The 22,177-nt window shown below is 70.0% G+C and carries 24 protein-coding genes and 1 pseudogene; 20 read left to right on the top strand and 5 right to left on the bottom strand.

Annotated features, from left to right (window positions below; translation table 11 throughout):
- Nucleotides 1-128: 128 nt before the first annotated feature.
- Complete coding sequence (locus J7F03_RS00670) at nucleotides 129-1,049, top strand: universal stress protein (RefSeq protein ID WP_214946620.1); 921 nt, start codon at nucleotides 129-131, stop codon at nucleotides 1,047-1,049.
- A 92-nt stretch (nucleotides 1,050-1,141) separates the two neighbouring features.
- Here the strand turns inward: J7F03_RS00670 and J7F03_RS00665 are convergent, their stop codons facing one another.
- Entirely contained in the window at nucleotides 1,142-1,936 is a 795-nt protein-coding gene (locus J7F03_RS00665) for an ATP-grasp domain-containing protein (RefSeq protein WP_214946619.1), read from the bottom strand.
- A gap of 45 nt (nucleotides 1,937-1,981) precedes the next feature.
- On the opposite strand from J7F03_RS00665, the gene J7F03_RS00660 reads away from it, so the two are divergent.
- From J7F03_RS00660 to J7F03_RS00640, 5 genes are all read left to right on the top strand, one after another.
- Complete coding sequence (locus J7F03_RS00660; protein ID WP_214946618.1) at nucleotides 1,982-2,266, top strand: hypothetical protein; 285 nt, start codon at nucleotides 1,982-1,984, stop codon at nucleotides 2,264-2,266.
- Between the two features lie 284 nt (nucleotides 2,267-2,550).
- Nucleotides 2,551-2,877: a ribbon-helix-helix protein, CopG family gene (locus tag J7F03_RS00655; RefSeq protein ID WP_214946617.1), complete on the top strand. Its 327-nt coding sequence runs from the start codon at nucleotides 2,551-2,553 to the stop codon at nucleotides 2,875-2,877.
- A gap of 29 nt (nucleotides 2,878-2,906) precedes the next feature.
- Entirely contained in the window at nucleotides 2,907-3,359 is a 453-nt protein-coding gene (locus J7F03_RS00650; protein ID WP_251071203.1) for a hypothetical protein, read from the top strand.
- 60 nt (nucleotides 3,360-3,419) lie between these two features.
- Nucleotides 3,420-4,256, top strand: a complete 837-nt coding sequence (locus J7F03_RS00645; protein ID WP_214946615.1) for a hypothetical protein — start codon at nucleotides 3,420-3,422, stop codon at nucleotides 4,254-4,256.
- Nucleotides 4,257-4,466: 210 nt separating this feature from the next.
- Nucleotides 4,467-4,607, top strand: a complete 141-nt coding sequence (locus J7F03_RS00640; protein WP_374104249.1) for a hypothetical protein — start codon at nucleotides 4,467-4,469, stop codon at nucleotides 4,605-4,607.
- A gap of 84 nt (nucleotides 4,608-4,691) precedes the next feature.
- Here J7F03_RS00640 and J7F03_RS00635 read toward each other — a convergent pair.
- Nucleotides 4,692-4,798 (bottom strand): annotated as a pseudogene (locus J7F03_RS00635).
- 63 nt (nucleotides 4,799-4,861) lie between these two features.
- Between J7F03_RS00635 and J7F03_RS00630 the strand changes: the two are divergent.
- The 6 genes from J7F03_RS00630 to J7F03_RS00605 all read left to right on the top strand — a co-directional run bounded on the left by J7F03_RS00630 (nucleotide 4,862) and on the right by J7F03_RS00605 (nucleotide 9,830).
- Nucleotides 4,862-5,485 carry a TetR/AcrR family transcriptional regulator gene (locus J7F03_RS00630; RefSeq protein ID WP_214946614.1) on the top strand — a complete coding sequence of 208 codons (624 nt, stop codon included), beginning with the start codon at nucleotides 4,862-4,864 and terminating at the stop codon, nucleotides 5,483-5,485.
- Nucleotides 5,486-5,531: 46 nt separating this feature from the next.
- A complete protein-coding gene (locus tag J7F03_RS00625; RefSeq protein WP_214946613.1) occupies nucleotides 5,532-7,238 on the top strand; it encodes a PEP-utilizing enzyme in 1,707 nt (568 codons plus the stop codon).
- Entirely contained in the window at nucleotides 7,235-8,086 is an 852-nt protein-coding gene (locus J7F03_RS00620) for a PEP/pyruvate-binding domain-containing protein (protein WP_214946612.1), read from the top strand. The genes J7F03_RS00625 and J7F03_RS00620 overlap by 4 nt, the downstream gene beginning before the upstream one ends.
- 97 nt (nucleotides 8,087-8,183) lie before the next feature.
- Nucleotides 8,184-9,023, top strand: a complete 840-nt coding sequence (locus tag J7F03_RS00615; RefSeq protein ID WP_251071202.1) for a hypothetical protein — start codon at nucleotides 8,184-8,186, stop codon at nucleotides 9,021-9,023.
- Between the two features lie 127 nt (nucleotides 9,024-9,150).
- Nucleotides 9,151-9,495 carry a hypothetical protein gene (locus J7F03_RS40635; protein WP_251071201.1) on the top strand — a complete coding sequence of 115 codons (345 nt, stop codon included), beginning with the start codon at nucleotides 9,151-9,153 and terminating at the stop codon, nucleotides 9,493-9,495.
- Nucleotides 9,492-9,830: a type II toxin-antitoxin system PemK/MazF family toxin gene (locus tag J7F03_RS00605; protein ID WP_308365198.1), complete on the top strand. Its 339-nt coding sequence runs from the start codon at nucleotides 9,492-9,494 to the stop codon at nucleotides 9,828-9,830. The genes J7F03_RS40635 and J7F03_RS00605 overlap by 4 nt, the downstream gene beginning before the upstream one ends.
- 20 nt (nucleotides 9,831-9,850) lie before the next feature.
- Here the strand turns inward: J7F03_RS00605 and J7F03_RS00600 are convergent, their stop codons facing one another.
- Complete coding sequence (locus tag J7F03_RS00600; RefSeq protein WP_214946611.1) at nucleotides 9,851-12,271, bottom strand: helicase-associated domain-containing protein; 2,421 nt, start codon at nucleotides 12,269-12,271, stop codon at nucleotides 9,851-9,853.
- 320 nt (nucleotides 12,272-12,591) lie between these two features.
- Nucleotides 12,592-13,551, bottom strand: a complete 960-nt coding sequence (locus J7F03_RS00595; protein ID WP_214946610.1) for a hypothetical protein — start codon at nucleotides 13,549-13,551, stop codon at nucleotides 12,592-12,594.
- 315 nt (nucleotides 13,552-13,866) lie between these two features.
- On the opposite strand from J7F03_RS00595, the gene J7F03_RS00590 reads away from it, so the two are divergent.
- From J7F03_RS00590 to J7F03_RS40630, 4 genes are all read left to right on the top strand, one after another.
- Entirely contained in the window at nucleotides 13,867-14,154 is a 288-nt protein-coding gene (locus J7F03_RS00590) for a hypothetical protein (protein WP_214946609.1), read from the top strand.
- Nucleotides 14,151-14,618, top strand: coding sequence for a type II toxin-antitoxin system VapC family toxin (locus J7F03_RS00585; protein WP_214946608.1), 468 nt, complete (start codon nucleotides 14,151-14,153; stop codon nucleotides 14,616-14,618). Before J7F03_RS00590 ends, J7F03_RS00585 begins: the two co-directional genes overlap by 4 nt.
- Before the next feature lie 428 nt (nucleotides 14,619-15,046).
- Complete coding sequence (locus tag J7F03_RS00580) at nucleotides 15,047-15,463, top strand: prevent-host-death protein (RefSeq protein WP_214946607.1); 417 nt, start codon at nucleotides 15,047-15,049, stop codon at nucleotides 15,461-15,463.
- A gap of 185 nt (nucleotides 15,464-15,648) precedes the next feature.
- Complete coding sequence (locus J7F03_RS40630; protein WP_251071200.1) at nucleotides 15,649-15,885, top strand: hypothetical protein; 237 nt, start codon at nucleotides 15,649-15,651, stop codon at nucleotides 15,883-15,885.
- A gap of 95 nt (nucleotides 15,886-15,980) precedes the next feature.
- Here the strand turns inward: J7F03_RS40630 and J7F03_RS00570 are convergent, their stop codons facing one another.
- Complete coding sequence (locus J7F03_RS00570; protein ID WP_214946605.1) at nucleotides 15,981-16,580, bottom strand: DUF4352 domain-containing protein; 600 nt, start codon at nucleotides 16,578-16,580, stop codon at nucleotides 15,981-15,983.
- 938 nt (nucleotides 16,581-17,518) lie between these two features.
- On the opposite strand from J7F03_RS00570, the gene J7F03_RS00565 reads away from it, so the two are divergent.
- The 4 genes from J7F03_RS00565 (at nucleotide 17,519) to J7F03_RS00550 (ending at nucleotide 22,167) form a co-directional block, all read left to right on the top strand.
- On the top strand, nucleotides 17,519-18,391 hold the full coding sequence (locus tag J7F03_RS00565) for a LysR family transcriptional regulator (RefSeq protein WP_214946604.1): 873 nt from the start codon (nucleotides 17,519-17,521) through the stop codon (nucleotides 18,389-18,391).
- Between the two features lie 412 nt (nucleotides 18,392-18,803).
- A complete protein-coding gene (gene ccmA, locus J7F03_RS00560) occupies nucleotides 18,804-19,796 on the top strand; it encodes a heme ABC exporter ATP-binding protein CcmA (RefSeq protein WP_214946603.1) in 993 nt (330 codons plus the stop codon).
- The gene (locus J7F03_RS00555) at nucleotides 19,796-20,836 is read left to right on the top strand and encodes an ABC transporter permease (protein ID WP_214946602.1); all 1,041 of its coding nucleotides are present in this window, start codon (nucleotides 19,796-19,798) and stop codon (nucleotides 20,834-20,836) included. The genes ccmA and J7F03_RS00555 overlap by 1 nt, the downstream gene beginning before the upstream one ends.
- On the top strand, nucleotides 20,833-22,167 hold the full coding sequence (locus J7F03_RS00550) for a YcaO-like family protein (RefSeq protein ID WP_214946601.1): 1,335 nt from the start codon (nucleotides 20,833-20,835) through the stop codon (nucleotides 22,165-22,167). The genes J7F03_RS00555 and J7F03_RS00550 overlap by 4 nt, the downstream gene beginning before the upstream one ends.
- The last annotated feature ends 10 nt before the right edge of the window (nucleotides 22,168-22,177 follow it).

The raw sequence follows: 22,177 nt of genomic DNA, 5'->3' as shown, positions 1-22,177 counted from the left end.
CGGAGCTCGTGGCGGAGTCCGCGACCGAGTCCGCGACCGAGTTCGCGAAGGGGGCAAATGGGGCGTGGGGCGTAGCGTCGTAGATGCGACCAGGAAATGGCCGCGGCATGGAAAGAAGGGTGCCGCCGATGTCCCTCCCGTTTGCCCAGCCCTCCGAGCCTTCCGAGCCTGCCCCGGCTTCCGAGCCTGCCCCGGCTTCCGAGCCCGCCCCAGCTTCCGGCGCCGACCCGTCCCTCCCCTTCCTCGTCGGATTCGACGGGTCCTTCCGCAGCCTCGCCGCTGCCCGCTGGGCGGCCCGGGAGGCCTGGTCGGCGGGGGCTCCGCTCCATCTGCTCCACGTCGGCCAGGCCTGGCCGGTCATTCAGCCGATCTCCCCCGAGTTCGTGCCCGTGCTCGGCGAGAGCGAGCTCGCGATCGTGACCGTGCTGTCCTCGCTCGCCGCGGAACTCCGCTCCGCCTACCCCGGGCTGGCCGTCGAGACGGCCACCGCGGAGGGCGGGCCCGGCAGCGAGCTGCCGCGCGCGGCCGCCCGGTCGAAGGCCCGGCTGATCGTCCTCGGCGCGAGCGGCCACAACCACCACGTGGTCGCGCTGCTCGGCTCCACCGCGCTGCACGTCGCGGGGCGCGCCGAAGTCCCCGTCGTCCTGGTCCGGGAACCCGCCGAGCGCGGCCGGCGCGGGCTCGGGGTCGTCGTCGGCGTGGACCCGGCGGGCGACTACGCCTCCGTGCTCGACTTCGGCTTCGCGTGGGCGGCGACGCACGGGCTGCCGCTGCGTGCGGTGCAGGCGGTGCGCGCGGTGGGTGCGGGGGCCTCGGCGGAGCAGCTCGAAGCCGCGGTGGCCGCCGTCTCGACGCGCCATCCCGGCGTGGCGGCCGAGTGCGTCAGCCGCCCGGGCGAGGCGGCGCACGTCCTGGTCGACGAGTCCGCGGCGGCCGACCTTCTGGTCGTCGGCCGCCGCCGCCACCGCCCCCTCCACGGCCTGGGCCCCACGGACCACGCGGTAGCCCACTACGCCCGCTCCCCGGTAGCCCTGATCCCCCACGGTTAGGCAGCGCCACCCCGACGCTCCGGACCGCGCCCGGCACCGGGCAGGTGCGGTGCCGGGCACCGCGGGCTCGGCCGACAAGATCCGAAAGAGGCCTAGACGCGTACGAAGGCCAGGTCGGCCCCCGGGACCCGCTCGCGGGGGCCGGCCGCGCGCAGGACTGTGTCGAGGACGCCGGACGGGTCGGCGGCGTAACAGTTCGAGAACCAGGCCATGTTGGCCTCCACCACCGCCGGGCGGCCGCCCCCGGAGCCCGCGCCGCCGGCGATGAACCCGATGTCGACGGTAACCGCGCTCGGCAGGCCGCCGCCTGCCTCCGCAGCCAGGCGGGCCGCGAAGGCCCGTACCTCCGGGGCCCGGGGATCCGCGTCCAGCGGGGCGGAGTCCAGGCGCCCGTGGACGGCGTAGCGGCTCGCGGCGGCGATCCCCCCGTCCAGCAGGAACAGCCGGTACTCGGCGGCGAAGTCCACCACCTCGGAGACCAGCACCGGGGTGTCCGCGGGCAGTTCGGGCAGTGCGGAACCGTCCGCGTATACGGCGGCGGGGAAGGACTTCTCGCGCGGCGGCTTCACGAAGGCGGGCCCGCGCAGGCTCGCCCGCGCCTCGCCCAGCCCGGTCAGCCGGATCCCGCGCCCGGTGGCCCACCACGGCAACCCGGCCAGCCAGTCGTCCGGCGGCTCCAGCAACCCGATCCCGAGCGGCCCGGCCACCCGGGCCCCGGCGGCGGGCCCGCCGCACCAGTGCACGCTCCGCCCGGTCAACGCGGCCGATAGAGCCCCGGGCCCGGCGTCGAGGGCCCGTACCTCCATCCCCCGCAGGGCGGCCGCCCCGGCGAGCAGCCCGGCCGTGGCGGTCGGCCGCGCCGGTATCAGCAACACCCCGTCGTCCATCCGGCCATTGTCGCGGCCGGCCCGGCCCGTGACAGGCTGGGCCGCATGAGCGAGGCGACAGACCCCCGGAACCCGGCGGGCATCCGGGTGGGGGACGTCTACGAGGACTGCTTCTTCCACCCCGTGCTCTGCACCGGCATCGAGGACAATTGCGGCCTGGTGCTCAGCGGGGTGTCCCTGATCGACGGCACGTACCCGCGCTCCTGCGACGCCCTGTACTGCGCGCCCGTCAGGATTCCGGTGGAGGTCGTAATGGAGATCAAGCGGGACCTCGCGGCCTACGAGGCCCGGCGGAAGGCCGAGTTGGCCTCCGAGCCGCCGCTCGGCTGATAGGTCGGCGCGGCTGATAGGGCGGCGGCGGACCGTCACCGCCGCAGGAGGACGATCACCGAACCACACATCGTCAGCCCTCCCGGCGTCGGGGTCGTTCTCGGCGGCCTCCAGGTCGGCGGCCGGTACGGTGCTCTCGGCCACGAGGTCCCTGCGCGGGAACGGCGCCGGGCGGGGGTGAATGCAACCAGAACCGCAACCACGGCGGGATGAGGCGGGGGCGGGTCGCCCGCCTTGGGGTGAATGCGCTTGGCATGCCGTAATACGCGTCATACACTCACGGCATGGCGAAGACGAGAATCAGCATCAGCCTCGATCGCGATCACGCCGAGCGCATCCGGGCCCACGCGGAACGTGCGGGCATGGATGTCTCTGCCTATCTGGTCAACGCGGCCACGCGGCAGATGGCGGAGGTGGAAGCCGCCGAGGCGCAGTTCGCCCGAATCGATGCGGTGATCGCCGCCGCTGAGGCGGAAGCCGCTTCACTGCCGACGCTGCCGGATGTTGCCGAGGACGATCTCACCGAAGAGGAACGGCGGGAGGTGCGGGAGGCCATGGAGCTCATTTACGGAGCCGAGAGCTCTGCCGCTCGTCCAGGCAGTGCCGCGTGACGGTGCGGGTGCCGGTCTACGACACCGGCATGCTCATCGCGCTCTCCGACCGAAAGGCCAAGGCGGTACGTCTGCACGCGGGGCTCAGGGACACGCCCCACCGAGCGGTCGTACTCGGGCCGGTATTGGCCCAAGTGTGGCGGCCCGACCCGGCCACTGTGCACGCCATGTCCGGTGTCCTCAAGGACTGTACGGTGCCGCAGGCTCGCGGTTCGGCCCCCGCGATGCGCCCCACCAACGCAGGGCAGACAGCCTGCATCATGTGCGCGACCGGACCGGACCTCACCGATTGGCAGCGCGTAGGCAGCGCGCTCGGCGGGGCGGAACTACTGCCGAAGAAACGCCCGGACGCAGTGGACGCGCTGGTCGCCCTGACTGCCGTCAGGCACGGCAGCGCTGTGGTCTTCACCAGTGATCCGGTCGACCTCGCGGCGTATCTGAAGGTGTTGGACGCCCAGGACGTTCACGTGGTCCAGATCTGATCGTGCGCCCGAGGCAGGTCCTCCCCCGTACCGGAGGTTTCCGGTACTAGCCTCCGCATCATGCTGCGCATTGCCGACACCCGTACCGGCCGCTTCGTGGAGATCCCCTCCGGACACCGTCACCTGCTGCGCATCTGCGTCCACCTGCCGGTCATCGACACCGGGATCGGCGCGGCGCACCTGCGGGCGCCCCTGGTCGGCGACGTACTGGCGCGCGCCGCGGAGCTGCATGGCCTGGAGTCCCGCACGGTCCTCACCACACCGGACCTGCCTCATGAGCAAGCCCAGGCGCTTGATCGCGCCAGTGCGGCTCTCGGTATCCACCCGCCCGCCACCGTCGGTGTCCACCATCTGACCGAGGCGTTCTGTGCGACTGCCGACGTGCACCTGCTCGCTCACGGCACCGCCGCACAGGACGCCGTCGGCGGGGCCTGGATCGACGTCGGCCAGGTCAGCCCGGCGCCCCCGGGCGGGGGCGCCCCTGGCCCTGGCCAGGGCCATCGCCCCGCCTCGGGCCTCCTGGACGAATTCGCCCCGGAGGGGGCCGATCCGCTGGCTGTGAGGATGCTGTTGCTCGGCCACGCGTACCGCACGCCGGTCACGGTCAGCAGCGCGGCGCTCGCCGAGGCGCGACGGACGCTGCGGCACTGGCGGCAGCAGGTGGCCGACTGGGCGCAGGAGCCGTCCAGGCCGATCCCTGCCGATGTGCTGCGACTGGCTCATGCCGCGCTCGCCGATGATCTTGGTGTCCCCGCTGTCCTGGACCTGCTGGTCAGCGTGGCGAGGCGCGCCGATGTGCCGGCTGGAGCCAAGTTCGAGACGTTCGCCTTTCTCGACCGCGTCCTCGGGCTGGACCTCGCGCGCGAGGTGGGTCACCAGCACCCGGCGACGCCATGACTTCGGGCAACGCCCGGCGCCTGGTCGTCCTGCGGCACGCCACGTCCGCCTGGCCGGACGTGGCGGACTCCGCGCGGCCACTCGCCCCGCGCGGCCACTCGCCCCGCGCGGCCACTCGCCCCGCGCGGCCACTCGCCCCGCGCGGCCACTCGCCCCGCGCGGCCACTCGCCCCGCGCGGCCGCCGCGACGCCCCGGCCGCCGGTCGCCGGCTGCGCGAGGCCGACTGTGTTCCCGACCTCGTCGTGTGCTCCTCCGCCCTTCGCGCCCGCCAGACGTGGGACCTCGTCGCGGCCGGGCTCGGCGTCACCGTGCCGGTGATCCACGAGACACGCCTCCATCAGGACTCCTGACGGGACCGCGCCCCCGTTCACCAGGGAACGCGGAAGGCCCCGGCCGGTTTCCCGGTCGGGGCCTTCAAGTGCCCGGTGAGGCAGTGGCGGAGGATACGAGATTCGAACTGCGCGTGCCCGCTCCAGATCTGCGGCGGGCAGGATGGTCAGGACCGGATGTTCGTTCAGCATGATCTCCGACCCCATCCCCCTGCATGGACGATTATGTCCGTTTCTTGACGGTTTGGCGTGTATTGAAGTACCGTCAACGTGTCATGAATAAGAGACGCCGGTACGAGAGTCCGCTGCGCGCCGAGCAGCTGGAGCAGACCCGGCAGAGGATCTTCCAGACGCTCACCGAGGCCATCGCCGACGAGACCGTGGAAGAGCTCACCATCCCGCTCGTAGCACGGCGCGCCAAGATCGCCGTACGCACCGTCTACCGGCACTTCCCGACCCGGGAGGAATTGTTCGGGGCATGGGGCGATTGGGCCCAAGCCCATCTCCACGTGCTCATGCTGTCCTATCCGGACACCCTGGAAGGGCTGCGCCGGACGATTCCGGAGCTGTACCGCTCGTACGACGAGCACGAGGCGCTGATCCGGGCCATGCTGAACTCCAAGGCGGCCCTGCCGCTGCGGCGCCAGGGCCGGGCTCACCGGTTCAGTTCCGTGGAGACGGCCCTTGCCGAGGTGACCGCCGCGTCCTCCCCGACGGCCCGGCGCCGCGCGGTGGCGGTTCTCTACCTGCTGGTGAGCGCACCGGCATGGCAGGCGATGCGCGAGCAGGCAGGGCTCGACGGAGCCGAGGCCGGTGAGGCTGCCGCCTGGGCGGTCCGGGTCCTCACCGATGCCCTCCACCGCGATCCGGAGGGTCCGGCAGGCACGGCCGCCACCTGAGCCACCTGGTCAGTCGAATCATTCGAGCGGCGAGGAGGAGAAGGTCATGAACATTGCCGCCGCACCCACGTTCGCCCCTCCGGGACCGGGTACCTGGTCCCTCGATGCCACCCACTTCACACGCCCTGTCACCCGCTTCCACGCCGAGATCTACCTGGAGGGGTTCCACCGGGGCTTCGGCGAGAGCCTGCGCCGGTACGGCTCGCTGCTGGAGCGTCTCGACTGGGTGTTTGTCAACGGCTTCAGCTACTACTGCCCCCGGCCAGTGGGCGCACCGCCGGACGTCTCGGGCCATCCGTCGCGGGAGGCGTGGGAGCGCATGGCGGCCGACGACCCGCGGATCCGGGAACGGCTGGCGACGAGCGCGACGGTCTTCGAGCACAAGCTGTGGCGCGAAGACCTCCGCCGATGGGACAGCGAGGTGAAGCCGTCGCTGCTGGCCGACCATCGAGCACTGCTGCGGGTGGAACCCGCTGCCCTGGACGACGTCGGCCTGCTGGCCCACCTCGACCGCTGCCGCGAGCACCAGCGGTGGGCCGGCTACGTGCACCATCTGTTCAACATGCCTGCTCTGCTGCCGATGGGCGATCTCCTGTCGCACTGTCAGGAGTGGACCAGCCGTGCCCCTGAGCAGATTCTTGCGCCGCTGGCCGGATCGAGCCCGGACCCGCTGGCGGCCGGCGAAGAACTCGCGCGGCTGACGGTGGCGGTCGCCGCGGACCGCGAGGCGCGCGACCTGCTCGCCTCGTCCGCCGAACCCGCGCAGATACTGAACGCGCTGCGCGCGCTGCCGGCCCCGACCGGTGCCGCGGCGACCGCGTACATCGACCAGGTGGGCTGGCGTCCCGTCAACGGTGAGGACGTAGGCGACCCTTGTGTCGTGGAGCTGCCGGGTCTCGTCGTCAGTGCCATCCGTACCACGCTGGCCGGGCCGCCGCCCGCGAACGAGGAGCGGGCAACCGAGGAGCAGGCAGCCCTGGCGGCCGAGCTGCGCATCGCGGTGCCCCCGTCGCACCGCGGCCGCTTCGATGAACTGCTCTCCGAGGCCCGACTGGTGTCCAGGCTGCGCGACGAACGCGGATCGTTCGCCGACCTCCCGGCCATCGGCCTCACCCGCCGCGCCGTCCTGGCCGTCGGCCGGCGACTCGTCCGGACCGGACGGATCGCCGACCCCGCCCACTTGGTCGAGGCCGACTACGCCGAGCTGCGCGAACTGGTCCGTACCGGCGACGGCCCGGACCCCGGCGAACTGGCGGAGCGTGCCCGCTACCGGGAACAGGCCCGGTATGCCGACGCCCCGCCCATTCTCGGGCCGCCCCCGGGTGATCCGCTGCCACCGCAATGGCTGCCTCCCGCCGCCGCCCGACTGGAACGGGCAATGGGGGCGGTGGTCCTGGCGATGTTCGGCACCCCGGAGGCGCGTACCGCGGGACGGACCGTGCACGGTCTGGGTGCGAGCCCCGGAGTCTACGAGGGCACCGCACGAGTCATCCGCAGCGCGGCGGAGTTCGGGCGACTCCAGCCGGGCGACGTACTGGTGACCAACGCGACCACGACCGCGTTCAACATCGTCCTGCCGCTGCTCGGCGCGATCGTCACCGACCGGGGCGGGGCACTGTCCCACGCGGCTATCGTCGCCCGGGAGTTCGCGATCCCAGGAGTGGTCGGCTGTACGGATGCCACTGCGGTACTCCCTGACGGAGCCCGGGTCCGCGTGGATGGCCGGGCCGGAGAAGCGGCGGTCGTGTCATGAGAACGTGGCGTGCCGCCGTGGTGGCGCTCGGGTCCGCAACGGACGAGGCCCTGTACGGCGGCAAGGCCGCAAACCTCGCGATCGCCGTCCGCGCCGGGCTGCCTGTGCCTCCAGGCCTCGCCCTCTCCTGGCCATTCGTGGACGCGATCGCCGAGGGAACCACCGACGCACAGGAAGCGCTGCGTGCGGCGGTCGACCGACTGCCGGGCGGATCGCAGGCGCCGGGCCGGCCCCTGGCCGTGCGTTCCTCGGCCCCGGGCGAGGATTCGGCACGGGCGAGCTTCGCCGGCCAGCACCTCAGCTGTCTCAACGTGAATACCCCCGAGGCACTGACCGAGGCGGTCCAGTCCGTACGGGAGTCCGCCCGCGCCCCCGCCGCGCTCGCCTACCGCGACCGACTCGGGCTGGTGGGGCCACCGTGCATCGCCGTGGTCGTGCAGGCTCTGGTGGCAGCTGACTGCGCCGGCGTCCTGTTCACCCGTGATCCCCTCGACGGCTCCGAGATCGTGGTGGTCGAGGCGAGTTGGGGGCTGGGCGAGTCGGTGGTCGAAGGCCTGGTAGTCCCGGACCGCTACCGGATCGACGGTAGCGGCCGGGTGCTGGAACGCGTCGCAGGAATGAAGGACATCGCCGTCCGGCCCGCACCGTTCGGCGGCACCAGCCAGGTCGCCGTACCCCCCGAACGCGTCCGAACGCTCTGCCTCGACGACGCGCAGCTCACCGAGCTGCGCGAACTGGCTTCCCGCTGCGTACTGGTCTTCGGGGGAGCGCAGGACCTCGAATGGGCCTTCGCGGACGGACATCTGCACCTGCTCCAACGGCGGCCGCTGACCGTGGCCACCGGGTAGCTCCGCGACCCCGCCGCGCGGGCCGCTGCGGACCGGACCGGTGGCACCATGAACACAGAGAGGTGCCGACACCCGGTACCGATTCCCTGGGGTCACCATGAACATCCGGCTCCGACTCACCCGACTCCTCGCAGCAACGGCCGCGACCGGCATGCTGCTGACCGCCTGCGGAGGCTCCGGCGGGCACTCGTCCACGTCGGGATCACCGTCCGCCGTACCAGGCACGTCCTCGGCGCCCTCTCCGGCTCCGACCGCACCCGGTACGCCCGGTACGCCCGGTACGCCCGCGCCGACCACCCCCGCGCCGGACGGCGGCACGCCGCCCCTCGGCTCCGCGCTCCTCCAGCCGATGTGGCCGTTCACCACGCTCGCCCAAGCCCAGGCGTGGGAACGCGCCTTCCACTCCGGTGGCCACCAGCCCTGGCATCTCGACCCGGACCAGACTGCGCTCTCCTTCACCCAGGGCTACCTCGGCTTCCAGGATGTCGGCAGAGTGTCCGCGCGCACCGTCAGTGGCCGGGATGCCCGGATCGGCGTCGGGCTGAGCGCGCCCGAGGGCGCCAGGGGCACCGCGGCGGTCATCCACCTCGTGCGGTACGGCACCGATCAGGACGCCCCGTGGGAGGTCGTGGGCACCGACGACACGACGTTCTCGCTGACCATGCCCGCGTACGGCTCGATCGTGCACTCCCCGGTGCACACCGGCGGCCGGATCACCGGTGTGGACGAGAGCGTCCGCGTGCAGGTACGCCAGCCCTCGTCCACGGCCCCGCTCGGCACCTCCTGCTGCACCGCGGCCGGCGGGAGCGCCCAGCCCTGGAACGCGTCCGTGTCGTTCGCCGGCGCCGATGACCCAGTGCTGACGATCGTCGCGTCCACCGGCGGGCACATCTCCTCGGTCGAGCGCTTCACGGTTACGGCGGTGCGTACCGGCTGACGCTCGGCGAGCCCTGCCCGTTGGCCTTGCCTGTGCGGTGAGGGCTGCCCTGCGGGATTGCCTTGACCGGGCCGGTCTCTCCCTCCACACTAGGTGTATGACATTTGTACGACAGGTTGGAGGAGGCGTGGATACCGCAGCAGCTCCCAAGAAGAGGGCGGCCAAGAAGGCCGCCGTGACGGCGGTGAAGCGAAATACGGCGGCGGCCGTGCTCGGGCCCAGTCGGCTGGCTCAGGTCCGGCTCCGTGGCGATGAGATGCAGGCCCTTCAGGAGGTCATGCGGACCCTGCACCTCAACTCGACCTCGGATGCTCTTCGCGAAGGGCTGAGGCTCCTGGCGCGGGAAGCGGCCGAGGTAGGGGCGGCCGAGGAGATCCGTGCCTTCTACCAGGAGCAGGGTGCGCCTCTGCCCGAGGGTGTGGTCGAGCCGGATGACGAAGAGCTTGCGGCAGCCGACGAGATGCAGTGGTGAACCCGGGCACGGCGCTTCGCGGCGAGGTGTGGGTCTGCGCACTGCCACAACCGGTGGGGCCGCACCCCGTCGTCGTCCTTACCGTCAACCGGATCGCGGAGCCGCTCGCTTCGGTGACGGTCGCGCTGATCACCGGCACATCGGGTCCGCAGGTCACGCATGTTCCGATCGGGCCTGACGCCGGACTGACGAAGTACGACGAGTCGTACGTGAACTGCGCGGACCTTCACACGGTGGCGAAGTCGCGGTTGCGACGGAAGCTGGGGCTGCTTGCTCCGGGTGAACTGCACCGCGTGGAGGGCTCGGTTCGTCTGATCCTCGGGCTGCAGCGCTGACCTTGTGTGCGCGGCCTGGCCTACACCGGCATGACGCTGTGGATGCGGGACAGCGTGAAGACTCGTTCAGCGTCCCGCAGGTGGCACCACGCTTCGAGGTAGGGCGGGTCGAGTTCGAGGCGGCTGAGGGTACGGACGGTGCGGCTGCCCGAGGCGGCGACGTATTCGACCGTGATGGCGGTGCCGGCGTCGAGGGCGTGGCCGAGCTGGCGGACGTCGGCGTACGTCAGCTGCCTGGCGTACCCGGCGACGATCTCCTCGGTATCCGTCCCGAAGGGGACTCCGGTGCCGAAGGGATCGGGCTCCGGGGCGGTTGGCGGGGCGTTCAGCAGCCGGGCCGCCAATGTGTGTGAGTCGACGACCGTCGACGCCTCTGCCGCTCGGTGCGCCGCGCGTCCTGTGCCGGCCTTTGCGGAGGCCCTCCGTGGCGTCGGAACAGCGGCGGCCCGCCGAGGTGGGACCTTCTCGATGCGTACGGTCCCGTCCGCGGCCTCGGCGACGGGGGCATAGCCCTGGTCCCGGAGCGCGGCCAGGGTCTGGTCAGGCGCGGCGGCGCTGACGAGCACCGTCGGCGCGAGCCGCCGCAGCCCGAGCGGGGCAAGTCCTCGGTGGGCGGCGAGTTCGGCCAGGAGCGCCGGTTCGTCGCCGTGGATGACGCAGGCGGCGGGGGCGATGCGCACACGGCCGTGACGGCGTGCGGCATCGGCGATGAGGTAGGACAGAGGCTGTGGCAGGGACCCCGCCGCGATGGCGGCCAGTTCGGCCGAGACCTCGTCCGGAGTGCGGCCGGTGTCCAGGGCCCGTCGGATGCTGTTGGCGCTGAACCGCCATACCGAGGCCGTCCCGCTGGTCTCCCGGTCCGCGGTCGCGTCCAGGAGATCGGCGAGGCGTGCCGCGGGCGTGCCGCTGACGACGGCCGTGAGGTCGCCGCCGAGCCGGGCTGTGCCGGTGGCCTCGGGCAGCAGTCGCCGGCACGCGGCGGCCAGTTCCTCGGCGTCACCGGCCAGCAGAGCCGCACCGAGCGGGGAAATGGAGCCTCGGGCGATGACGCCCAACAGCTCGGCCTCGCGGACCGCGGTGGCGAATGGTGTCTCATCCTGGAATGACGGGTGGGCGAGTGGGCGGTGCCATGCCACGAGCGGGCCCAGATCCGTGGCGACCTGCACGCCCAGCCCCTCCGGGAGCCGTGCCGCGGCGGTGAGGAGCCCACCTCGAGCCTGCAGGCAGCCGTCGCAGGGAGCTGCTCCGGCCAGGGCGGGGAGCGCCTTGTCGTCCGCGTCACGGGCCTGGGACGGGGTGAGCGGCAGGTTCCACCATGCCTGGAGCAGCACGGCGAACTGGGCCGCGGGTTCCTGCGCCGCCCAGGCGTCGTACGCCTTGGTGGGCGTGATGCGGTGGCCGTCCGCGGCCAGCAGTCCGACCGAGTACGCGCTCTCCAAGGCGATGCGCACCACCACGTCAACGGCATGTGCCGCCTTGCCGGTCCGGCCCAGTTCACGCGCGCCGATCCCACCGGACTTCAGCCGGGCCGGTGGAGCCGCCGAGCAGACCGACAGGACCGAGGCGGCGTGGGCCGCGAAGGCCGTGGCTGCCGCTGCTGCCTCTCGGTTCACCTCCACAGCGGTGACGGACACCAATTCCGTGGCGGGCGGTACGGGTTCGAACGGGGCATGCCAGTCGGGCCCGCGCAACGCCAGCGCCACCTCGGCGGGCATGAGGTCCCTCCCATATCCGTGGCGATCGCGGACAAGGAAGCCCCGGTCCAGGGCCCATCGCGCGCCCGGCAGGGAATCGGCCTCGGGAGCCCCGAACACGATGAACTCCGTCTGCGGCGACACTGACTTCGCTCGTCGCTGAAGCAGCTCCCGGGCGGCAGAAGGGGCCTTCACGATCAGGGAGGCCACGCGCTCCGGATCTCCGTGGTGTTCCAGGACAGCGGCCGCGCGCTGCTGCCTGGTGCCGACTGGCTTGATGCCCAGTGCCACGAGCATGCCGCGCAGCTCCTCGGAGGTCACGCCTTCCAGCAGCTTCTCCAGCGGAGCGTCCAGCCCCAGGGGGGCGTCCCATGCGTGCCGCAACGGCGCGGCCATGTGGAGATCTCCGTCACCGTCCGGCCAGACCAGCGCGTGATCGGCCAGAGCCTCCAATACGACGTCGAGTTCCCGGGCGGCAGCGGGCGCCGTCGCTCCCAGGGCCCTCGCCAGGGCGCCGCGCGACAACGTCCCCAAGGCGGCCAGCGTTTCGGCTACCTGCACGCACGGCAGCGGGAGCTGCGGCAGAGCGAGCGCCACCGACCCCGGCCGCTGAAGGCGTTCCGCCACTTCCCCCATCGAGCGGGGCTCCGGAGAGGCCACAGCGTCCTTCCGCGCCACGATGACGCGTGCCAGCCGCGCGCCGTCGAGACTGGCCAGCCAGGCGGTCAGTGTGGATCGGGACGTCATGACAGCACCTCGCCCGGCCGGGAACGTACAAGAGGGCCAGATCCGGCCCGCACCGGGACCAAGGATTGCGCATTCCATCGGTCCGCAGGTGCCGTACGGACGGGTTCACCCGAGGGTGAGCTACTGACGGGCAGATTGCCGACGGTCTCGACATGCCGCCCGAGATGTGATGACTGTCGGAGATAAGTGAGACCGCCTGGCCTGCGGCGGAGCGTTCGGTCCAGACCCGTCCGAACAGTCTCGGACGGAGGTGAATGAGACCAGGACTGAGACCAGCCTGCCCCGGCTGCCGGTGATCACTGCGAGACGGTCGGAGCCGGTCAGGTGAGTGAGGAATTCCGGCCTTGGAGCGCTTGCCCCGCGATGGCGGCGATGCGTCCGACATGCTCTCGCAGCCGGGCAAGCTCCGTGGTCTGCTGCCGTCCTGCCACGATCTCGGACAGGGCGGCGATGACGGTTTCCTGGTGGTCGCCGGTGCCCAGCACCTGGGCGGCATGGCGGAGCAGAACGGCATCCACGCTGACCGAGTGGCTCGACTCTGGCGTGGACGCGGTGGTGGGCTCAGGGACCGGCCTGCCCTTGCGGCGGGGTGCGGATCGTGCTGGAGCAGGCGTGGGCTCGGCCGTCGGCGGGGGTTCGGGCGCAACGGTGTCGGAGCTGCCGAGCACCGTGACCACCGGCTTTCGACAGCCGACGCTTCTGCCCGTCTTGGTCGTGTAGACGACGAGCTCCATGGTGAGGTCGCAGACGGCCGGGCCGTCGACACGTTCCAGCGCGTCCGTCAGGACGGAGAGCTGCGCGGCAAGCTGCCACGAGCCCGTCATGAAGTGGAACGCGCCGAGCACTGGTGCTGCTGCGATCCGGAAGGTGATGTCGACGGAGGGCATTGGGCCACGCCCGTCTCTGGCCGCGAGCTTCCTGTCCTCAAGGAGTGGAGGGCAGCCGCAGGGCTGGCCCTTCTTCTCTACCGGTGACAGGAACTCCACGCCGTCGCACTCGTGGATGATGCCCGTACTACCCCGGAGGACCATATGAGCCGCCACCGCGTCAGGTCCGTCCAGGAGAACGCGTACGCTCTCGCGGCTCGTCAGCACTTCGTAGCCAAGGCCACCTCCTCCCCCTTCGTTCGGTTGAGGTTCACCACCCAGGAAGCCGGCGACACGGGCGGCCACATCGGCATCGTCGGTGGTGACACGCCAGGCATCCAGGGCCTGGGGCCGCCCCTCGGACAAACGCCCCATGTGGAAGCGTCCGGCTCTGACGGCTGAGCTCTGCGTCATTCGCTACCTTCGGTGGAGGGGACGACAGCTGATCTTCGTCATGTGCCAATGACGCGGTGCACGCTACGTGTCACGAACCGGCTACAGGGCGGCGCTCCCCATTGTGTCCAGCCCGGCAGCTTCGTTCAGCTGGTTCCAACGAAAGGGGCATCGCTGTCGTCGGCAGACGGCGGCTGCCGGACACAGCCGGCGGCGACTCGGCGGATGGGTCCCGTCAAAGCTCGGATTCGGGTTGTTTCCGGCCCTCTCCAGGGCCGCCCGGCCTAGGGTGGTATTGAGGCATGAGCCCGTGACCACAGCGTGGAGGAGCCGATCATGAGCACTGCCCCGAATCTGCCGCTCCCGCCGCGCAGACCCGAGGAGTCCCATCCTCAGTCCCATCCCCTACGGACGATCCGGGAGATCCGGGAGTCTCTGCCCGAGCACCAGCTTGGGCACTTCGATGCCGAGCTGGCCGACACCGACATCGATGCCTTGCCTGACATGCTTCACCGCTGGGCGACCCTGGGCAGCGACGGATTCCTTGAGCGGCTTACGGCGGCCCCGTTCGAGGGTCTGGAGTTCGGGCAGCGGTCCTACGACGATGCGGCGGACGGCGAGTGATCTATCCACTCGACACCAATGTGGTCGCCGAGATCACCACCCGGCCGAAGCCCGCCCCGGCCTTCGTCGCCTGGGCTCGCTCGGTTCCGTCCCCTGCCCTCTACCTGAGCGTCATCACGGTCGCGGAGATCGAAGCAGGCATTGAGGGAACACCTGATCCAGTGCGGCGTACCGCTTTCGAGCGGGCGCTCACGGACATCCGTGATCAGTACCGCGACCGGATCGCCGCAGTCGGCGAGCGGGAGGCACTCGCATACCTCGCTCTTCACCGGAGGCTCAAGAGTGCCGGAACCAGCATCGATCCACCCGATGCGTTGATCGCCGCCACTGCCCTGGCGAACGGCTGGACGTTGGTGAGCCGCAACATCAAGCATCTGGCGCGATCAGGCGCACTCCTGCTGAACCCTTGGGAGTACGAGGGATGGGCCATCGAGGCTGGAACGCGGGGAAGTGTCCGGTTATGAGGCAAATAAGCGAGACTCGAACTGAGGCCATGGAACGCAGAAGGCCCCGGCCGGTTTCCCGGTCGGGGCCTTCAAGTGCCCGGTGAGGCACTGGCGGAGGATACGAGATTCGAACTCGTGAGGGGTTGCCCCCAACACGCTTTCCACATGTTCGTGTGGCCATCCGGCGGGGTCCAAGGACGTCCTGACCTGCGGCGGAGGGTTATCTGGATGGCGCTCCGACCGGGCATGAGCGGAGCTGAACGCAACCAGAACTGCAACCACCGCTTCGTGTCCTTGGCGGGAGGCGGGCCAGAGCGGAACGGATCACGCGAGGTCTGCCCCGATCGCGCCCATAGGCGTAAGCCAGAAGAAATAAGTACTTCACGTACTTGACGTACTTATGAGGGAGGAGCACTCTGGTTCCCTGGAGTCCAAAGGAGGTCGCCATGTCCGCCGTGCACTACGAGAGCTACACCGAAGCGCGTACGCACCTGAAAGAGCTGCTCGACGCCGCAGGTGAGGGGCGGGTCGCGACCGTGCGTCGTGCGGCCGGGTGCGCTGCGGTCGTAGATGTCGAGCGACTGCGCCGATACCTGTCCGCGGTGTGCCCTTCCAAGGCGGAGGTCGTTGCGGAAGCGGGCGGGTGGTCGATCTTCATCCCGGGGCTACCCATAGCGGCTGACGGATCCGGCTTCGACGAGGCTGTGAACGAGATGGTCGACGCTCTGCGGGAGTACGCCGATGACTGGCAGGAGCGGCTGCGGTTGGCTCCAAATCACCAGGACAGCTGGGGTCTGGTGCAGCTGATCGCTTTGAGTGACGACCGTCAGCTGGCGGACTGGCTGGTGGGAGCGCAGCGGTGAGTCGACCGCAGCCAGATCGTGAGCGTCATGACCGATTCTGTGTCGTCGAGGGGTGGGAGCGGGTACGGGATGCTCGTGGGCGTACAGGTACGCATCACGTCACCTACGAGCTGACCCTGCACGACGGACGGATCCTGCGGACCCGCATCTCACACCCGGTTGATCGCACGGTCTACGGTGCCGCGATGTGGAGCCACATCCTTCGCGACCAGCTGGTTGTCACCGAGAATGAGTTCTGGGACTGCGTGATCGACGGCAGGCTCCCCGATCGGGGGGCACCGCCAGCGCCGAAGGAATCACTGCCGGCGGAACTGGTCTATCTGCTGATCCACCGTGTCGGTCTCTCGGAAGAGGCGGTCTCCGCGCTGACCAAGGATGATGCCGTGGCCCGTCTTCAGCGGTACTGGACAGACGGCACGTGAGGCAGCGGGCGGACTTCGCACCTGCCCCGCACGGGCCACCGCGTCGTCTGGGCGGCGCTTCTGGAGGCCGCCGAGTCCGGTAGGCGAGGCGTGCGTCAGCGTCGGACGGTCAGATCGATCGTGGTACCGCCGCTGAACAGCGAGTCGTGCAACTCGATCCGCACGGGGGCCGCGGTCTTCGGGATGTCGAAGACGACGATGCCGTCGACAGTGTTGCCGGGGTTGATCTGGTTGAGGAACGACTCGCTTTTGTCGAGGTAGAGCGCTGCGGCGGTGTCCGCGCTGTACTTGCTGCTGTTGCGGTCGATGAGCTTCTGGTCGGAGCCGTCGAAGGTCTGAGCCCTGTCCCCGATGTTCCTCACGGTCATGTGGACGAGGAAGAACTGGCCTTGCGCATCCCGACCGTACGGACCCCCGATATTGCTCACCCCGGGCTGGAGCCTGGTGACCGTGAACTCGAACTTCCCGTCCCGGGCCGGCTCGCCCATTCCGGGCAGATGCCCGGAATCCGTGACCGCCCTGCCTGGCGGGACGGCCGACTGCCTACTGGTTAGCGATCCGGCGATCCCGAAGGCCAGAAGCGCGGCGGTGATGGCGAGCAGCACCGTCAGCAGCGGATGCCGGGCGAACCAGCTGCGACCGTCCGGCGGGCGCGCCGGGACGGGCCCCCACCGTGGCGGTGACTGAGGACACATGGCGGCCTCCGGGCTCGGCCCTGCGACTCCCATTGTCCCGCTGCGGCGGTCTCGCGGGGGATCCGGAGCGGATCAGCTCTCCCTGATGCTCCCGCGGGCTGGGGAGGTGCCGGGTGCTTACGCCGGGAGTCTGGTCGGGTGGCGTACTGACCCAGCGATCAGCACGCATCTAGGCGAAATGGATGAAATATCTGATATGAATCCAACCGAAACTGCAACCATGGAACGCAGAAGGCCCCGGCCGGTTTCCCGGTCGGGGCCTTCAAGTGCCCGGTGAGGCACTGGCGGAGGATACGAGATTCGAACTCGTGAGGGGTTGCCCCCAACACGCTTTCCAAATGTTCGTATGCCCGTCCGGCGAGGGCCGTACCCGTCCTGGACTGGGGCGGAGCACTCTGCCGGCCTCCGCTCGGACGGTCCCGGACGGGGGCGAATGCAACCAGAACTGCAACCACGAACAATGGCCCGCGCTCCGGTCTGCCGTGGGGCGGGAACGGGAGTGGTGGCCCCATGGGACCGGGCCTTCTCGATGCATACGGTTCCTTCGGCGATCTCGGCGATCTCGGCGACGGGTGTGCAGCCCTCGGCGCGGAGCGCGGCAAGGGTCGCTTTCAGCGGGCTGCGACTGACGAGGACCGTGGGGGCGAGTTGCCCATGACGCCCGCCGCACCGCCACCACGGCCTGCTGATCTTGGGCGTCCCTGACGCGGTCGTCGACGCCGTTCGACCCGTGCGGGGCCAGGGTGGTCACCAGGAGGATCAGATGACTAGTTTCGGCCACTTGCGCCATGGATGGCTGAATTGAATTCAACGGGATCCGGTTCGTGGAAAATGGTTTCCAAAAAGGCGACGCAATCGGCGTCAGGGGTGACGGCGGTCACGATGACCCCAGGTCGCAGCTGGCGATCATGGTCAGTGCCGAGTGGTATCCATGAGTCATGGGGATTGAGCTGCACCACATACGGGGATTTCTGACCGTCGCCGAGGAGCGCAGTTTCACTCGCGCGGCATATAAGTTGAACATTACACAGCCGACACTCAGTCGTACGGTGCAAGTGCTGGAGGAGCACGCGGGTGCGCGTTTGCTGAACCGCACGACGCGGAGAGTGGAACTGTCAAAGGAAGGAGAGCGTCTTTACGGGGAGCTGTCCGTTCTGCTGCCGCGGCTCGACGCCGCTCTGCGGCTGGACGGGGCCCGGATCAGACCGCGCCTCGTCTTCGCGTGGGGCCTGCCGGGCACGTGGGCGCAGCGTGCCGCGGCTCGGTTCGAAGGGGCCGCGGGAGTGGGCGTCGAGTTCGTCAGGCGCGACGACCCGATGGCGGAGCTGGAGCGCGGGGACGCGGATGTAGCGCTGGTCTGGGGCAGGATCTCGGCCCCTGACGTCTCGGCCACGACGATGCTCCACGAGGAGCGCGTGGCGGCGGTGGGGCGCGATACGCCGTGGGCGGCGCGTGCCAGCATTCCTTGGGGCGAGGCTGCTGAACTGCCCCTTGTCCTCAATACGGTGAGTGACTCGACCCCGCCCGACGAGTGGCCGCGTCGGTGCAGGCCGCGGGTCGGGGTCGAGGTGGGGAACCTCGACGAGGCCTTGGAGGCGGTCGCGGCCGGACGGGGCATCGCCGTTCTTCCGGACGCGGCGGCCCGGCGGCATCAGCATCCAGGTGTCTCATTCGTGCCGATGGTGGGCGCGCCGCCGGTGCCCCTCCATCTGGTGTATCGCAAGCGTGATGCGCACCCGCTGACACGGCGGCTCATCCTTGCCGCCCACGAGGCCGCAGAGGCCGCAGAGGCGGCCGAGGCGGCCGCCTGAGGGCGTGCCGGCCACGGAAGCAACCGGCCGGCCCATTCATGCGCCGCCTGCATGAATGCGGGTGAAATTCTATTTCTGGGCCGACTGTCTTCGGATATATAGTCAAGTTCGAGCCGCTGACGAGGGCGTGACCAGTTCCCGTCGGTGCGGCTCACGGGGGAAGGAAAATTCTTATGCCTGTTTGGGCTGCCCAGTTACGGCTACCGCTCATGGTGTGCCGCGAGACGTAGAAGGATTAATCCGCCGCTTTCGCGCGGATTCAGGAACCTCCGTTTCGCTGTTGTTTCTTCGTGCGTTGTTGCAGTCCGGCGTTTTCCGGCCAGGGAGACTGCTGTCTTAGGCGTGCCCTGATTTCTTTCTACGTGCGCACATTCCCTGGCCGGTTCCTTTTGTCAGAAGGGTGTTCATTTCCGTGTCCGATGTACAGAGTCCAGCGCTGTCCGGCCCCGCGGACGCGGTCGTCGACGTCCGCGAGCTGTGCAAGCGGTACGGCACCAAAGACGCGGTCGACGGGGTGAGTTTCCAAGTCCGTCCCGGTGAGGTGTTCGGTCTACTGGGTCCCAATGGGGCAGGAAAGACCACCACGCTGGAATGCCTCGTCGGGCTACGCAAGCCTACTGCGGGCACGATACGAATCCTCGGCATGGATCCGGCAGAACGGACTGAGGAATTCCGGCAGTCGGTCGCCGTACAGCCCCAGGAAGGTGCCCTGTTCCCGAATCTGACGGTGCACGAAACGGTGCAACTGTGGGCATCCTTCTATCCCGACCCGGCCGTTGTCGATGCGGTACTGGCCGACGTAGGGCTCGCCGAGGAAGCCTATCGCCGAGTCCAGGCCCTGTCCGGAGGACAGCGGCGCAGGCTGCTGCTCGCGGTGACGGTGGTCGGCCGCCCGGACGTGCTCGTCCTGGACGAGCCGGCCGCCGGCCTCGACCCGCAGTCCCGCAAGAACCTGTGGGCCGTGGTGCGCGCGCATCGCGAGCGCGGCGGCACCGTCCTGCTGACCACACATGACATGACGGAAGCCACCGAGCTCTGCGACCGCGTGGCCGTCATCGTCGGCGGCCGGATCGCCGCGTGCGACACCCCGGCGGCACTCGTCGCCCAACTGGCGGACACGAGCACGGTGACCTTCACGGCCGACGGCTCGGCGTCCCTGGAGTCCGTCCGGCTCCTGAGCTCGACCGCTGCCGTCGAGGCAGCTCCGATCGAGGGCGGAAGGGTCGCCGTGCGGGTCCGCACCCGGGACGCCGACGAGACGCTGCGCAGCATCGCCGCCGACCAGGAACTGCAGGTGCGCGGACTGGACGTCGTACGCGGAGGCCTGGAAGAGGTCTTCGAAACCCTGGCGACCGGTGCAGGTACACGTGCCGCGGACGTCATACGAACGCCGGAGGGATCCTGATGCGCTCGACGAGCTCGTCGTCGGCACTGCGACAGCTGATCACGGCCAATGCCCGTGAGCTGTACAGAGACGGCAAGACCCTCTTCTTCGTGGTGTTCTTCCCGTTGCTCTTCCTCGGGATGTTCCTCGGCTTCGGCCACCTGAACACCGGCGGTTCCTACCGCGTGGCGGTCGTCGCGTCGCCCGTACAGCAGCAGATCCTCGAACGGATCGCGGCCGAGGACGGCTTCTCGGCCGAACCGTGGTCCGGTGAGGCCGGCCCGACGCAGTTGGGCGGATACGACGCGATCGTCCAGGCGACCGACGGCCGTGCCACCGTCACCCTCGACTCGGCGAAGTTCGGCGCCATGCGGACCCTGCGCGAGGTGCTCGACGACAGCGGTATCAGCCCGTCGCGGGCCGCCTTCCGCACCCCGGACGGCGGTCAGCCCTTCGATCCCGTCAAGGCCTCCTTGCCGACGGCGCTCGTGATGGCCCTGATGTCGGTGGCGTTCTTTGGTACGGCCACGCCGCTCATCGCCCTGCGCCAGCGGGGCACCCTGCGGCTGCTCGGCACCACGCCGCTGCGCCGGCTCACCTTCGTCGTCGCGCAGGCACCCGTGCGACTGGCACTGGTCGCCGGCCAGCTGATCCTGCTGGGAGCGGTCGCCGTGTCGCTCGGCTTCCTCTCCGCCACAGGGACGGTGCTGCTGTTCGCGACCGGCATGCTCGGGGCGCTGATGCTCTTCGCCTTTGGCTACCTCGCCGCCTCGCGACTGCGCAACCCCGAAGTGGCCAACGGCCTGCTGGCCGTCCTCATGCCCCTTGTCCTTCTGCTCGGCGGGCTGTTCATCCCGTTGGAGATGCTCCCGGGCGCCTTGCGGACTCTGTCCGACGCCCTACCCACCACGTACCTGGTGGACGCACTGAACCACCAGCTCACCGGCGCGCCGTCCACGCACGGCCTCGGCGTCGACTGGCTGGTACTGACCATCGCGACGCTGATCTTCGGCGGCCTTGCCGCCTGTCTGTTCCGCTGGGACCAGGGAGAAGAACGATGACTTCTGGCGCATTGCAGGCCGGCCTCGGTCGGCTCAAGGACCTCGACGCACTCGTCGGGCCGTACGGACTGGTCGAGCGGACCCACCGGCTGCCCAATCAGCACGGCGACGCACGCTTCCCCATCTCGACGGCGTCGCTGGGGAACCTGACCCCGGTCGTCCCCAACGTGGCCCACTCCGTGGGCGGTCGGGACGTACGCGGGGAGATGGACGGCGCCGGCGGCGCCCCTGATCCGCAGCGGGCTGCCCTGCTGAGCGTGGCCGAGGCGCTGGAGCGCTACTCCATGTGCGTCGTACGCCCTGAGGAGATCATCTGGGCGACAGCGCAGGAGTTGGGATCGCAGGCCCTCGACCTCGAGAGCTTCCCCCGCTGCTCACCCGCGGAGCTCGACCACCCGAAGGCGCTCACCGTGGACGTCGACACCCGCGCTCCCATGCGCTGGGTTCGGGGCTGGTCCTTGACCCGGCGAGAGCCGAAGTGGGTCCCCGCGGTCCAGGTGTGGATGCACATCCCGCCCCAGTCGGTGGGCGAGCGGGGCTGGAACCCCATCTCCACCGGCTGCGCCACGCACACCGACCTCGCACAGGCCTTGATCAACGGACTGTGCGAAGTGGTGGAACGCGACGCGATCGCACTGACCTGGTACCAGCGCCTCGCCCTGCCGCGTATCGACTTCGACGAGGTGCCGGCCGCTCTGGAGCCGTTCCTCAAGAAGTCCCGCGACAGCCTGGTGGACACCGTCTTCTTCGACGCGACCACAGACCTCGGCATCCCGACCGTCTACTCGGTCGACCTGTCCCCGCACAACGAGGTGCTGGGACAGATGGTCATGTGCAACACGAGCCTGGACCCGGCCGATTCCGTGGCCAAGATCATCAGGGAGTCGGCGTCCTCGCGGATCGCCATGCAGGTCAACCGGCCGATGCCCGACTCGGTCGACGACTTCCAGCACGTCTTCCACGGCGCGTCCTACATGGGGAGCCCCGACCGGCTCGGAGACTTCGACTTCCTCCTCAAGGGGGAGGCGCGGACGCCGTTCAGCGAGCTGCCCCACCTGTCCAGCGGGGACAGCGGCCAGGACCTGGCGCTGCTGGTCGACATGCTCGCGCGGGCCGGATACGAGGCGGTGGCCGTCGACTGCACGACGGATGAGGCGCGCGACGTCGGCTTCCGCGTGGTCCGCGTACTGGTACCGGGCCTGATGCCGCTGTCCTTCACCCACCGCGCCCGGTATCTCGCACACCCCCGGCTCTACGAGGCACCGGCCCGCATGGGATACCCCGTGCACGCCGAACCGGACCTCAACCCGCTGCCGCAGCCGTTCGCGTGATGCGCCCGCT

Source organism: Streptomyces sp. ISL-43, assembly GCF_018614195.1.
GTDB lineage: Bacteria > Actinomycetota > Actinomycetes > Streptomycetales > Streptomycetaceae > Streptomyces.
Note: the sequence above shows the minus strand (reverse complement) of the source record. Positions and strands in the feature narration are given on the sequence as shown.

Bases quoted from the DNA above. Each gene is read 5' to 3' on its own strand.
- J7F03_RS00665 (WP_214946619.1), bottom strand. From the start codon at position 1,936: ATGGACGACGGGGTGTTGCTGATACCGGCGCGGCCGACCGCCACGGCC.
- J7F03_RS00660 (WP_214946618.1), top strand. From the start codon at position 1,982: ATGAGCGAGGCGACAGACCCCCGGAACCCGGCGGGCATCCGGGTGGGG.
- J7F03_RS00590 (WP_214946609.1), top strand. From the start codon at position 13,867: ATGAGCACTGCCCCGAATCTGCCGCTCCCGCCGCGCAGACCCGAGGAG.
- J7F03_RS00645 (WP_214946615.1), top strand. From the start codon at position 3,420: ATGCTGCGCATTGCCGACACCCGTACCGGCCGCTTCGTGGAGATCCCC.
- J7F03_RS00650 (WP_251071203.1), top strand. From the start codon at position 2,907: ATGCTCATCGCGCTCTCCGACCGAAAGGCCAAGGCGGTACGTCTGCAC.
- J7F03_RS00595 (WP_214946610.1), bottom strand. From the start codon at position 13,551: ATGACGCAGAGCTCAGCCGTCAGAGCCGGACGCTTCCACATGGGGCGT.
- J7F03_RS00565 (WP_214946604.1), top strand. From the start codon at position 17,519: ATGGGGATTGAGCTGCACCACATACGGGGATTTCTGACCGTCGCCGAG.
- J7F03_RS00570 (WP_214946605.1), bottom strand. From the start codon at position 16,580: ATGTGTCCTCAGTCACCGCCACGGTGGGGGCCCGTCCCGGCGCGCCCG.
- J7F03_RS00670 (WP_214946620.1), top strand. From the start codon at position 129: ATGTCCCTCCCGTTTGCCCAGCCCTCCGAGCCTTCCGAGCCTGCCCCG.
- J7F03_RS00555 (WP_214946602.1), top strand. From the start codon at position 19,796: ATGCGCTCGACGAGCTCGTCGTCGGCACTGCGACAGCTGATCACGGCC.
- J7F03_RS40630 (WP_251071200.1), top strand. From the start codon at position 15,649: ATGTGGAGCCACATCCTTCGCGACCAGCTGGTTGTCACCGAGAATGAG.
- J7F03_RS00580 (WP_214946607.1), top strand. From the start codon at position 15,047: ATGTCCGCCGTGCACTACGAGAGCTACACCGAAGCGCGTACGCACCTG.
- J7F03_RS00625 (WP_214946613.1), top strand. From the start codon at position 5,532: ATGAACATTGCCGCCGCACCCACGTTCGCCCCTCCGGGACCGGGTACC.
- J7F03_RS00655 (WP_214946617.1), top strand. From the start codon at position 2,551: ATGGCGAAGACGAGAATCAGCATCAGCCTCGATCGCGATCACGCCGAG.
- J7F03_RS00615 (WP_251071202.1), top strand. From the start codon at position 8,184: ATGAACATCCGGCTCCGACTCACCCGACTCCTCGCAGCAACGGCCGCG.
- J7F03_RS00600 (WP_214946611.1), bottom strand. From the start codon at position 12,271: ATGACGTCCCGATCCACACTGACCGCCTGGCTGGCCAGTCTCGACGGC.
- J7F03_RS00550 (WP_214946601.1), top strand. From the start codon at position 20,833: ATGACTTCTGGCGCATTGCAGGCCGGCCTCGGTCGGCTCAAGGACCTC.
- J7F03_RS00630 (WP_214946614.1), top strand. From the start codon at position 4,862: ATGAATAAGAGACGCCGGTACGAGAGTCCGCTGCGCGCCGAGCAGCTG.
- J7F03_RS00620 (WP_214946612.1), top strand. From the start codon at position 7,235: ATGAGAACGTGGCGTGCCGCCGTGGTGGCGCTCGGGTCCGCAACGGAC.